Source organism: Demequina capsici, assembly GCF_032102965.1.
In the GTDB taxonomy this organism is placed as follows: domain Bacteria; phylum Actinomycetota; class Actinomycetes; order Actinomycetales; family Demequinaceae; genus Demequina; species Demequina capsici.
The window spans coordinates 226202-238773 of sequence record NZ_CP134880.1; the positions used below are offsets into that span (position 1 = coordinate 226202).

Annotated in this window: 10 protein-coding genes; all 10 read right to left on the bottom strand. The window is 71.8% G+C overall.

Annotated features, from left to right (window positions below; all coding sequences use genetic code 11):
• Nucleotides 1–77: 77 nt before the first annotated feature.
• The 10 genes from RN607_RS01195 to RN607_RS01240 all read right to left on the bottom strand — a co-directional run bounded on the left by RN607_RS01195 (nt 78) and on the right by RN607_RS01240 (nt 12470).
• The gene (locus RN607_RS01195; RefSeq protein WP_313543784.1) at nt 78–1085 is read right to left on the bottom strand and encodes a LacI family DNA-binding transcriptional regulator; all 1008 of its coding nucleotides are present in this window, start codon (nt 1083–1085) and stop codon (nt 78–80) included.
• Between the two features lie 394 nt (nt 1086–1479).
• On the bottom strand, nt 1480–2475 hold the full coding sequence (locus RN607_RS01200; protein ID WP_313543787.1) for an acetylxylan esterase: 996 nt from the start codon (nt 2473–2475) through the stop codon (nt 1480–1482).
• Between the two features lies 1 nt (nt 2476).
• Nucleotides 2477–2896, bottom strand: coding sequence for a rhodanese-like domain-containing protein (locus tag RN607_RS01205; protein WP_313543789.1), 420 nt, complete (start codon nt 2894–2896; stop codon nt 2477–2479).
• A gap of 65 nt (nt 2897–2961) precedes the next feature.
• Complete coding sequence (locus tag RN607_RS01210; RefSeq protein ID WP_313543791.1) at nt 2962–5130, bottom strand: hypothetical protein; 2169 nt, start codon at nt 5128–5130, stop codon at nt 2962–2964.
• Nucleotides 5127–7265: an FtsX-like permease family protein gene (locus RN607_RS01215; RefSeq protein WP_313543793.1), complete on the bottom strand. Its 2139-nt coding sequence runs from the start codon at nt 7263–7265 to the stop codon at nt 5127–5129. Before RN607_RS01215 ends, RN607_RS01210 begins: the two co-directional genes overlap by 4 nt.
• Nucleotides 7262–9106, bottom strand: a complete 1845-nt coding sequence (locus RN607_RS01220; RefSeq protein ID WP_313543795.1) for a hypothetical protein — start codon at nt 9104–9106, stop codon at nt 7262–7264. Before RN607_RS01220 ends, RN607_RS01215 begins: the two co-directional genes overlap by 4 nt.
• Nucleotides 9103–9891 (bottom strand): ABC transporter ATP-binding protein, encoded by a 789-nt coding sequence (locus tag RN607_RS01225; RefSeq protein ID WP_313543797.1) that lies wholly within the window; start codon nt 9889–9891, stop codon nt 9103–9105. Before RN607_RS01225 ends, RN607_RS01220 begins: the two co-directional genes overlap by 4 nt.
• Nucleotides 9892–10451: 560 nt before the next feature.
• Complete coding sequence (locus RN607_RS01230; RefSeq protein WP_313498960.1) at nt 10452–11108, bottom strand: response regulator; 657 nt, start codon at nt 11106–11108, stop codon at nt 10452–10454.
• Nucleotides 11109–11145: 37 nt separating this feature from the next.
• The gene (locus RN607_RS01235) at nt 11146–11649 is read right to left on the bottom strand and encodes a phosphoribosyltransferase (RefSeq protein ID WP_313498963.1); all 504 of its coding nucleotides are present in this window, start codon (nt 11647–11649) and stop codon (nt 11146–11148) included.
• Nucleotides 11646–12470: a sensor histidine kinase gene (locus RN607_RS01240; protein WP_313543800.1), complete on the bottom strand. Its 825-nt coding sequence runs from the start codon at nt 12468–12470 to the stop codon at nt 11646–11648. Before RN607_RS01240 ends, RN607_RS01235 begins: the two co-directional genes overlap by 4 nt.
• Nucleotides 12471–12572: the final 102 nt, after the last annotated feature.

The window sequence follows — 12572 nt, forward strand, 5'->3', positions numbered from 1 at the left end:
TCGAAGCGCTTCGACGATGCCGACGGGCCAGCGTTCTCGGTGGGTTCTGAGACCTGACGCTGGGCCGTCTTCCCGGTTCAGCCCGCGGGGATGCGGACGGAGCCGAAGTCCTGGTATTCGGGCGGGAGCAGGACGGTGCGCGCTCCGCGCTCCCCCCTGTCGATGGCGGCGACCAGAAGGTCGACCGCCGCAGCGCAGGACGCGTGCGCGTCCAGCGGGATCCTGTCGATCGGGACCCCCAGGTGATGCGTCGTGTACGCCGCCGCGGCGGCGATCACGGACACGTCGTGGGGGACGGTGAAGCCGTGCGCCAGCAGCGCAGGCAGGGAGTCCGCGGCCACATCCGACCCGGTGTTGAGGACCAGGCCGGTGAGGTGCGGAAGGGCTGCGAGGAGCTCGGACACGGCGCGCGTCGCCGAGTGCTCGTCGGGGTAGGCGACCGCGAAGTCGATGCCGTGCTCCCGGCACCTGTCCTCGAAGGAGGAGAGGAAGCGGAGCGGGAAGTTCGACTCTCGGTCCATCGTGACGCGCGGATGGGAGATCAGTCCGATGCCGCGATGACCTGCGTCGACGAGCCGGTCGACGGCCATCCGGGCGGCCGCCTCGAAGTCGAGGTCCACGCACATGAGGCCGGTCGTGTCGGCGGGGATGCCGACGAACACGACGGGGTAGTCGAGCCGGCGGGCCAGGTCGGCGCGAGCGTCGTGCGCGTCGACGTCGAGGACGATGATGCCGTCAGCGAGCGCGGTTCCGGCGGAGCGACGCATGGCCTCCATGGGGTCGTCGTGCACCAGCAGCAGGGTGTCGTAGTCGAGCGCCCTCGCCTCCTTGGTGACCTCCATCGCGAACTGCATGTGGACCGAGTGGTCGGTGTCGGCGTGGAGCGGGGCGGTGACGGCGATGATCTGCGAGCGGTTGGCGGCGAGCATGCGCGCGCTTGCGCGAGGCAGGTAGTCGAGCTCGGCGGCGGCCTTGAGGACGCGCTCGCGGGTGCCGTGGGAGATGGAGCGCTTGCCGCTCAGCGCGTACGAGACGGTGCTGATGGAGACACCCGCGGCCTTCGCCACGTCATCCACAGTCGCCATCTCAGACTCCGTCGTCCCGTTCTTCGAAGCGCTTCGATGCGCATCGCTGATCCGACATTAGGTTGCCTGCGGAAACAATGCAACCCGGGCTGTGGGTCGTGACCTATTCGTGACCTTCGGTGTCGGTGAAGGATCTGCGGCATCGTCAGCGAGTCCGCGCCGCCGCGCACAACCGCCGACGCGCACAACTGCCGCGCACACCGACCCACGCACCCGCTGCGCACACCCACCCACGCACACCCACCCACGCACCCGCTGCGCACACCCACCCACGCACACCCACCCACGCACCCGCCGCGCACACCCACCCACGCACCCGCTGCAGATCGACAATCGTGACGCATGCGGGCCGCGAGCGGCCCACGTGTCGACGATCGTGACGCAGACCGTGCAGCTAGACGGCTGCGGCGAGAAGCTCCGTGACGAACTCGAGCTGCTTCTTGATCTGGAAGGCGCCGCCGCCCTCGTGGTTGTTGTAGGGGTATACCTCGATGCGCTTGTCGGGCTCGCCGCCCAGCTCTCCGTAGCGGTGGAACGCCGCATACGTGGTCGACGGCGGGCAGGTCGTGTCCCGCAGCGCCACCGACCACAGCGCCCGCGCGCGCCCCCGGCGCGCATGGTTGGCCGCGTCGACGTAGCTCAACGTGTGGAAGACCTGCTCCACCCGGTCCCGGTGCGCAGCCAGGTAGCTGCGCACTTCGTCGTACGGGTCGCCGTCCACGAGGTCCACCGCACGTCGGATATGGCACAGGAACGCCACATCAGCCATCAGCGCGATCGGGGCGTCGTGGAGACCCACCGCCGCGATCGCCAGCGCCCCACCCTGCGAGGCTCCCGCGACGATGATGCGCGACGCCTCCACGCCCGGAAGCGCGGCAGCGGCGTCGATCGCCAGCGCCGCGTCGGTCATCGCCCGGACGTAGTAGTGCTCGTGCGGGTCCAGGATCCCGCGTGTCAGGAAGCCCGAATGCGCGGGGCCTGAACCGTGGGGATCGGGGGTGTCGCCCACGCTGCCCCAGCCGGCCGCTCCCTGACCGCGCGTGTCGACCATGAGGTGCGCGACGCCGACGGAGGGCCACAAGGTGTGCTCGACGGGAAGTCCGCGACCGCCCCCGTAGCCCTGGAACTGGACGACGACCGGGAGCGGTCCCGCCGCCTCGGCCGGTGCCGAGAGCCACGCCTTGATCGGCTCGCCGCCGTACCCGCTGAACGACACGTCGTGGACCTTCACCCGCGCGAGACCTGTGTCCACGGGGACGGCCACGGGAGCGCGAGCCGCCGAGCGTGATTGCGCGAGCGTCGTCGACCAGAACGCGTCGAAGTCGTCCGGCTCGGCGATCTCGGGGCGGTAGGCCTCGAGCTCCTCGAGCGGGAGGTCGTACAGGGCCACCTCAGCCCTGGCGCCAGGGAAGGCCCAAGGCCTTCCAGCCGGCCGCCCCGCCACGGTGGCCGGACGCGTCGGGCGCGCCCTCGAACCCGTCGAGGATGTTGTAGGCAGGGCCGATGCCGGCCTCCGTCGCCGCCTTCGCCGCGCCGATCGAGCGCTGGCCTGAACGGCAGAGGAAGACCACGGGACGCTCCTCGCCCGGCGTCAGCCCCGCCTCGAGGAGCTGCTGCATGAAGGTCGCGTTGGGGGCGCCGCCCGGCCACGTCACCCACTCGATGAACACCGGCGGCGCGCCCGCGGGAACCGTGTCAGGGACGCCGACCCACTGCCACTCGGCGGCGGTGCGCACATCCACCAGGATCGCGCCGTCCTCGACCATCTCCCATGCCTGCTGCGGCGTGATGTCGCCTGCATACTCCGTCATCGCGAACTCCCTCGTCCCTGCGGTCGCCGCCCAGTCTAGGGCGGGACGAGGCACGGCGACCGTCCTCAGCCGCGCGTCCGCGTGAGCGAGCGGGCCGACGCACGCGCGGTCGCCGCCACGACGAGGGCTCCGACCGCGATCCCCGCCAGGGCGATGGCGACGGTCTGCAGCAGCAACGGGACCGCGTGTCCCAGGTGCGTCACAGCCCAGGCGGAGCCGAATGTCGACGATCCGGACACGGTGGCGTCGACAAGGCCGACGGGTCCGCTCCACGTCCCGCTCCAGTCCGTGCGCGTGAACAGCACGAGCGCGGCCACGAGCCCCGTGAGTGCGCCGACGGCGACGGACGTCGCGAGGGGGAGCGCGAACTGCGCCGCGGCGGCGAGGCGCGCGTCGCTCCTGCTGAGCCCCAGTGCCGCCTGAGCGTCGGCCTCGGCGCGCGCACCTGCCCGCGCGACGAGCTGCGCCGCGAGCGCCGCGAGGCTGAGCACGCCGAAGGTGACGATGATGACCGCCTGCGAGTACTGCGTCGTCCCGTCGCCCCAGCCCCAGCTCGCCGCCACCGCGAACGGTCCAGGTGCGGCCTCCCCGGGGCCGACGTCGATCCACTCGGCGAGCGCGAGCCACGTCATCGACCCGACCGCCACCGCGGATGCCACCGCGAGCACCGACGCCGGTCCGGAGGCCTGCCGGGGGCGGTCGGCGAGCGCCGACGACGCGGCGATCTGCCAGGGACGGCTGCCGCGCGCGAGTCGCCGCGTCGTGAACGCGGTCGCGCGCCGAGAGAGCTCGACGAGCAGCATCGTCGACGTGACGGCAGCGCCGACGCCCACGAGGACCGCCGCGATCCTGAAGCCGCCGGAAGCGTCGATGCCTCCTCCCCAGGCACCGTTCCCGACGATCACCTTCACGGAGAGCACGGTGAACAGCGCGAGCGGACCCCAGATCACCAGCAGCGGCCACAGCGGAACGGTGCGGGATACCTGCGCCTCGGACACGGGCGTCACCGGCTTGAGCGCGGCTGCGGGTGCGACGCGGGCCGCCCAGAAGGCCGGCACTGCTCCGAGGATCCCTGCGACGAGCACCGCCGCAGCGCTCAGGACGCACGCCACCCACCAGGGAACGCTCGGCGCGGCCCACGCCAGCGCGTCGGGGTTCGCGGCGACCACCCGCGCCCAGTCGGACGCGAACAGTGCGTAGGCCGTGCCCACGCCCACAGCGGCCGCGAGCGTCCCGATCGCGCCGACCTCCAGCAGCGTCGCGCCGACGATCGACGACCGTCTCGCTCCGAGCACCCGTGCGGTGGCCACCCAACGGGTGCGCACCTGCGCCTGGGCACGCCCCACCGCGAAAGCCATGCCGATCAGCCCGAGGACGAGCACCCCGGCAGCGATGGCGAGCACGACCGCCGCCGGGTCGATCGCGGTGCCGTAGTAGTCGAGGTGAGCGGCAGAGGTGCTGAACAGGGCAAGCGCCGGCGTCTGCCGATCCGCGGAGACGGACACCTGCCACATGAGGGTGCCGTTGTGGGAACCGGCGGCCGCGCTCGCCGCCTGGGCCGTCGCCGCGAGCGCCGGCACGGAGTCCCAGCCGACGATGCCGTCGTACAGGTAGGTGCCGTAGCGGCTCGGAAGGGACGTGCGGAGCGTGCCGCTCACGATCAGCCGGCCGAGCTCGATGTTCGAGTCCTGCTCCCCATCCCACGCGATCGTGCTGAGCTGGACCGCATCGCCGATGCTCACGTGGTTGGCGTCCGCCCAGTGCGCGTCGACGGCGATCTCGCCTTCGCGCGGGGCGTCGCCGGTCAGCAGCAGCGCACCCCAGCTCACGTCCCCGGTCATCGCCGCGACGTTCACGAGCGCCGCATCCCACGGGTAGCCGCCCGCTGCGGCGAGCTCCGTCGGAGTCGAGACGAACCCCCTGATATCGAGAGGCATCACCGCCGTGGCATGCGAGCCGTCACCCGTCGAATCGGCCATGGCTCGGCGCACCTGCTCCCACGTGAGCTGCGCGGGGTCGTCGGCGGCGTCGGCCTCGTAGAAGATCGCCGACCCCCGCCACGCACCGTCCAGCCCGTACGCGGAGCGCACGCCCGCGCTGACCCCCACCTGGCTCTGCATCGCCACGAACGCCGCATAGGACGCGAGCCCCACGGCCAGCGTCAGCAGCGCCGTCGTCCAGATCACGTACGCGCGATGCGACCGGAGCTGCTCGCGCATCAGCTGGCGGATCATGCCGCGATCCTTTCGACGAGGCGGGCGGGGTTGCGCGTGGTCAGCGCGGCGGCGGTCGCGCCGACGGCCACGGACCCGAGCAGCACGAGCAGCGCGGCGAGCCCCGGGACCACGGTGTGCGACAGGTGCGTGAACGCCCACGCGGGCCCGAGCATGGTCTTGCTCGTGACGTCGCCGGACTCGCTGTACGTGCGGGACTCGGTGCTGAACATCAGGCAGGCCGTCGCCGACCCGAGCGCGGCACCGACGACGACGCCGAGCGCGAGCGGGAGCCCGAACTGCACCGCGGATGCCAGGCGAGCGGCCCGCGCGTCGAGACCGAGCGCGGCGTGCGCCGTCGACTCTGCACGCGTGGCGTGGCGCCCCGCAGTGAATGCAGCCAACGCGACCAGCACCAGGAGGAACCCGACGATCGCGACCTCCACGAGCGTCGTCCTGTAGCCCACGAACCGTCCGGCGCCGAAGGCGAACGGGCCGAGCGCCTCCCACTGCGGGTCGACGGATACGTACGGCTCCCAGGTCTCGCTCCACGCGGTCAGGGAGATCGCCACGACCGTGTACATCGCCACGCCCGACGCCAACGCCAGGACCGCCGCCGGGGCCGACGCGAGCGCAGGGCGACCGCGAAGCGCGGCGCCGGCCGTGAGCATCCACGGCGTCGAGCTGCGCTCCAAGGCGACCGCCGTCGCGCGTACCACGCGCCGCATGATCTCGACGATCATCGCGAGGGAGGTCACTCCGGCCGCCAGCAGCACGATCCACCGCAGGAGGCCGTATGCGCTGGAGTAGTGGAGCGCGACGCCCCAGCCTGTGTCGCCGGGAAGTCCCTGCACCATCATGAGCACCACCACGAAGGCAAGCCCCCAGACCACCAGCAGCGGCCACACCCGCACCGTCCTCGAGAACTGTGCGGACGTCGCCGGGGTCTCCGGCTTGAGTGCGGCGGCGGGCGTGACGCGTGCCGCCCAGAAGGCGGGCACGGCACCCATGATCGCGGCGATGACGAGGCTCACGGCCACCATGCCGAGCGGATACCAGGCGGCGACGGCGACCGACGAGGGGATCAGCGCGTCTGGATTCGCCGACAGCACACCTGCCCACTCGATGGCGAGCGCCGCATACGCGATCCCCGCTCCGAGCACACCCGCGACGAGGCCCACCGCCGCCGTCTCCACCGCGGTCGCGGCGACCACGGTGGAGCGCCTCGCTCCCAGCACGCGGGCGGTCGCCACCCACTGGGTGCGCGCCTGCGCCTGCGCCCGGCCGACTGCGAAGGCCATGCCGATCAGCCCGATCACGAGCACTCCGGCCGCGATCAGCAGGTAGCTGCTCGGTCCCCCATGGTCGAGGAAGTAGTCGTGCCCCACCTGATCAGCGTCGAGCGCCGCGAGCGAGGGCGTCTCGCGCTGCGCGGAGAGCATCACCATGTCCAGCGACTCGTCTGGGTCGGCGCCTCGGGCGGCATACGCCCGCTGCTCCAGGTCGAACACGCTGTCCCAGCCGATCAGCGTCTGCTCCTGCCAGGCCGCATAGCCCCCGGAGGCAGTGGTCCGAAGCAGGCCGCTGACGGTGACGGTGCCGAGCGACACGACGTCCCTGCCGATGCCGAAGGTCGCGACGGTGACGGGGTCGCCCGCCGCGACCCCGTTGTCGGCGGCCCATTGGGCGTCGACCGCGACCTGGCCTGCGCCCGGGGCGTCTCCCGATTCAAGGAGGGTGGGCCAGTCGACCTCGCCCGTGGTGGCGCTGGCTCCGTACACGGGGTGAGTCTCGGCCTGGTCCAGCCAGTCGGCGGGCGACACACCGGCGGGGATGACGGTGAGGCCCGTGTCGGTGATCGCCGCGATGCCCGCGCCCTCGGCGTTCGCCTCCCCCAGAAGGGCGTTGAGCTCAGCGGGCGTCACGGTGAGGCACGCACAGTCCACCGACGGATCGCCCTGGGACACGGCGACCGCTGTGTTCCACCCGCCGTCCATGCCATGCGCCGAGGCCACGTGCTGCACGACGGCCCCCTGCTGCACGCCCACGAAGGCTGCGAACGAGGCGAACCCGATCGCCAGCGTCAGCAGCGCCGTGGTCCAGATCACGTAGGCGCGGTGCGACCGGAGCTGCTCGCCCACGAGCTGGCGGATCATCGCCTCGCCATCCCTTCGCGCAGCGCCTCGGAGGGCGTCTCGAGGTGGACTGCGCTCGCGACCGCCGCAGTGAGCACGGCATACGACGCACAGATCAGGAGGACGACGGGTATCACGGCTGTCCAGTTGACCGATCCGAGCGCGGTGCCCACGTAGGAGTCGGTGATGATCCCGTTCAGGGAGAGGCGTGCGCGGTCGAGCATCGTCAGGAGTGCACGAGCGGTGACACCCGTGGCGGTCCCGACCAGCGTCGCGATGACGGCGAGCGTCGCTCCCTCGACGACCACCGCGATCCTGACCGTGCGGGCGGACGAGCCCAGCGCGGTGAGGGTCGCAGCGTTGCGACCGCCAGCCCGCACCGCCGCGAACGCCAGAGGTGACAGTCCGACGAGGATCAGCAGTGACCAGAGGATCCAGGTCCCGGCGGCCGGGTCCTCATACGAGTAGCCGCCGTCCTGCCCGGCGACGTAGTGGATGCCCTGCCCTGTGACGCCCTCCACCCCGGTCATCACCTCCGACTCGATCGCCGCGCGGTCGGCCGCTGGCGACACGTAGACGAAGTAGGCGTGCCCCACGGGAGGCAGGTTCACTCGGGCCGAGTTCACGTAGGCGACGCCGTACCCGACCAGGGGCACGACGGCCTCCGGCCGGTACGTGAACGGGTCCTTCGGGTCGACTGTGATCTGCGCCGTGCTGGGCGCGTTCGCGACGGCGGCGGTCGGGTGGGTCTGCAGCGCCAGCGCCACCTCGTCGTCGAGGCCGACGAGTTGGGCTGGGTCCACCGCGATGATCTCCACGGCGGGGTTCTCGCCGACGATGTCCGCCGCTATGACGTGAGCGACCCCGTCGATCGCGAGCAGGCGGTCGGTGACGGCGCCCGAGGCCGTCGGGTACTCGGTGTACACGAACGCGAACGCGTCCGAATGGCGGACGCCCGTCTGGACGGAGGAGAGCAGGCCGACCAGGAAGGCGAGCGCGCCGATCGCCATGACGACCCGTCCCGTCGCCTTCGTCGGGTCGGTTGCGCGAGTGCGCAGCACGGCGGCGAGCTCGATGGATCCGGCCCGGTCCGCGAGCCTCGTCGTCGCGCCGAGCGCGTGGATGGCGAGCGTCGTCGCCCACGGGAGGACCGCCGTCAGCGCGAGCCCGCAGGCCGCGACCCACGCCACGACGTAGGCCACGTCGGAAACGGTCGCCGCGGTTGCCGAAGGGTCGGCGTAGTCGCCCCCATGTGAGGCCGCGATCCCGACGATCACCCCGGCCGACGCGGAGAGCGCCCCGGTCGCAGCGATCGCCAGGCGGCCGATGCGAGGTGGTCGGTACGGCTCCAGGCCCGCACGCCGCTGCTCGACCGGCGACCGTCCAGCGCGCCGCGCGGCGACGGCATGGGCGATCGCCAGTGCGACGGTGCCCATCGCGGCCTCGACCGCTCGCGTTGCCCACGCGTCGGTGCGGGTGCTGAACCAGGGCCAGCCGTGGGTCATCTCCAGGAACAGGTGGGCCGCTCCGGCGAGGATGAAGGCTGCGCCTGTGGCGATGGCGCCATCCCGCAGGCCTGCGAGCACGGTGCGCCTCATGGACGTCGCCGCAGTCTCGCCGAGCGCGGCGCGGGTCGCGCGCTCGTCGGAGCCCTGCGACCTCACCCCGAGCATCGCAGTCAGGATCAAGGTGAGCAGCGCTGTGGGGATCGCGAGGTAGATGACGAGGAAGCCGACCCGGTCGAAGCCCATCGCCGAGTCGCTGTAGAACACCTCGCCGTACGTGCGCAGATCCCAGGGGACCGTGATCACCATGAGCGCCGCGGACGCGATGCCTGCGACGGCGGCGGCAGGTGCCCTCATCGCTCCACCCCCGCGAGCGCGTCCAGCCCGGCGAGCACCGCGTCGGGAGTGGGGTCCGTGACGTGGCCGGCGACCTTGCCGTCGGCGAAGAGGAGCACCTGGCCCGCGTATGACGCCGCAGTTGGATCGTGCGTGACCATGACCACCGACTGGCCCAGCTCACGGCATGAGACCCGCAGATGGGCGAGCACCTCGGCGCTCGCATGCGTGTCCAGGTTGCCGGTCGGTTCGTCGGCCAGGACCACACGAGGCCGGGTGATCAGCGCGCGGGCGATGGCGACCCGCTGTTGCTGACCACCCGACATCTCGTACGGGCGGCGATCCAGCTCGCGGCCGATGCCGAGCATCTGCACGAGCGCGTCCAGCCATTCAGGGTCCTGCGGCAGTCCGTTGAGGCGCAGCGGCAGCACGATGTTGTCGCGCGCGCTCATGGTCTGCATCAGGTTGAAGCCCTGGAAGACGAAGCCGATGATCCGACCCCGCACCTTCGATAGCTGCTTGTCCTTCATGGCCGTGATCTCGTCGTCCCCGACCCAGACCTGACCGGAGTCCGGCCGGTCGAGCCCGGCGAGCAGGTGCACCAGAGTCGTCTTGCCTGAGCCGGACGGCCCCATGACGGCGGTGAGCACCCCGGCCGGGATGTCGAGGTCGACGTGATCGACCGCAGTGACGGTCGACGCGCCGCTCCCGTACGCCTTGGCCAGCCCCCTGGACCTGAGCGCGAGCGGCGCGTCGACCGGCGACGCGTGTCGCGCCGCCGAGGATTCCCCCGAATTCCCCTTCATGCTGACGACGCTATCCGTGGGCTTCCGTGGTCCGCGTCGGTCCACGGGATGGACCTGGGTCATACCCAGGTATGACGTGGGCGGCGTCGACGCCAGGCGACGGGGTGGACCGGCGTGTGCGGGGGCGGTGGCCGACGCCTGGGCGTCACGATTGTCGATCTGTGGGCGTGCGCGAGGCTGGCGCCGTCACGAATGTCGATGTTTGGGGGGTAGAAGGCGATCCGCGGGGGTGGAGGGCGATCCGCGGGGGTGGGGGGCGATCCGCGGGGGTGGAGGGCGAGTGCGTGGCGCGGAAGGCGATCCGCGGGGGTGGAGGGCGAGTGCGTGGCGCGGAAGGCGATCCGCGGGGGTGGGGGGCGATCCGCGGGGCGAACGGGATCGATTGCTCGCGCGCGCAGGTCTCGCGAACCCTCGCCCGCCTCAGATAGACGTTCGTGACGGCGAGACGGGGGTGGGCGCATCACGGATAGACAATAAAGACGCTTAGCGAGACCGCCGTTCGCCCACGACGTCGCCCACGACGTCGCCCACGACGTCGCCCACGACGTCGCGCTCGACGTTCACGCGTGCGGCGTGACCAGCCCCGTCTCGTACGCGATCACGACGGCTTGCACCCGATCGCGTGCTCCCAGCTTGGCCAGCACTCGGCCCACATGGGTCTTGACGGTCGGCTCTGCGAGGAACAGCTCAGCGCAGATCTCCTGGTTGCTGAGGCCGCGAGCCATGAGCAGCAGCACCTCGCGCTCGCGGTCGGTGAGGTCTGCGAGCCGCGTGTCGTCGACTGGCTCCGGCAGGGCCGCCACACGGTCCAGCAGGCGGCGCGTGGACGAAGGAGCGATCACCGCGTCGCCGTCCCTCACGGTGCGGATCGCTGCCAGCAGGTCCTCGGGCGGCGTGTCCTTGAGGAGGAACCCCGATGCTCCGGCGCGGATGGCGGCAAGCACGTGCTCGTCGAGGTCGAAGGTCGTGAGGATGACCACCTTCGACCCCGATGCGGCGGTGAGCGCCGCGCAGGCAGCGATGCCGTCCATGCCGGGCATGCGCACGTCCATGAGCACGACGTCGGCGGGCGGCTCGAGCGCGAGCAGGGTCGACACGGCCGACGCGCCGTCGCCGGCCTCCGCGACGACCTCCATGTCGGGCTGCGAGTCCACGACCATCCGGAAGCCGGCGCGGATCAGCTGCTGGTCGTCCACGAGCGCCACACGGATGGTCATGGGCGCAAGTATGCCCCCGGTCGATCCAGGGGGAGGATCAGACCTCGCCGAGCTCGGGGTGCGGCTTGCCAGGGGTGACGGGCGGCAGCGCCGACCACGGGAAGGTGATCCACAGGTCGGTGCGCTTGAACACGTAGTCGGGGTCGATCACGGAGCGTGACTTGGCGAACAGCACGACGGTGCGGACCTCAGCGGCGTACTGCTCCATCAGCGACTTCACGAGCGCGAGCGTCTCGCCCGTGTCGGCCACGTCGTCCGCGATGAGCACCTTCATGCCGCGCATCGCCTCGGTGTCCAGCAGCGGCGGGAGCACCACGGGCGCGGGGAGCCGCTCGTCGATGCCGGTGTAGAACTCGACGTTGAGCGTGCCGACGCCCTTCGTCCCGAGCGCGTAGGACAGGGCGCCGCCGACGGGCAGCCCGCCGCGCGCGACGGCGACCACCAGGTCAGGCTCGTAGCCGGAGTCCGCGACCATCTGTGCCAGCTCCCGTGACGCCTCGCCGTAGCCCTGCCACGTGAGCACCTCGCGCTCTTCGCTCATCCGTCTTCTCCTGGTTCCGGGCCGGCCACAGGCGCCGACGTTGAGGTGAGGCTACCCTCCCGAGGTCCCAGTGGCATTCGCGCCCTGACCAGGAATCCGCCGCCCGCCTTCGGGCCGGCAGTGAGCGTGCCGCCGAACGCGCTGGCGCGCTCCGCCATGCCTGCGATCCCGAGTCCCGCACCGTCGCCGCGCGCGGCCGCGCCACGGCCGTCGTCCGCGACGGTGACGGCGAGCGCGTCGGCCTCCCACGTCAGCTGTACGAATGCCTTCGGGGACGGGCCGGCATGCTTGAGGACGTTGGTGAGCGCTTCCTGGACGATGCGGTAGGCGGCGAGTCCGGCGCCGATGGGTGCGGGGCGTGGGGTGCCCGTCGTCACGTAGCTGACGTCGAGCCCGCCGTCACGTGTCGCGGCCACGAGCGCCGGGATGTCGGTGAGTGACGGCTGCGGGCCCAGCTGCGCCTCGCCGTCGGCGTCGCGCAGCACGCCGAGCAGCGCCCGCATCTCGGTGAGGGCGGAGCGGCTGACGTCGGCGATGGTCTCGAGGCCGCGCAAGGCAGCATCGGGGTCGACTCGGCCGGCGAAGCGGCCCCCGTCGGCCTGCGCCACGACGACGGACAGGGTGTGGGCCACGACGTCGTGCATCTCGCGCGCGATCCGGGCTCGCTCGACGGAGGCGGCGAGCTCGAGCGCGGCGGCGGCGTCCCGCTCCTTCACGGCCTCGAGCTCGGCGGAGCGGCGCCGTTCGGCGCGGAGCTGCAGCGCCAGCCGTACCGCGACGGCCGCTGCGATGAGCGCGAGCGCCGTGACGAGCAAGGTCATGAGGTCACCCTAGGGCGCTGCTGTCCACAGGCGCCACGGCCGACCCTTTGCTCCGATTTGTCCGAATGCTAGCGTCTGCGGACAGCCTGGGGGACTCGACGG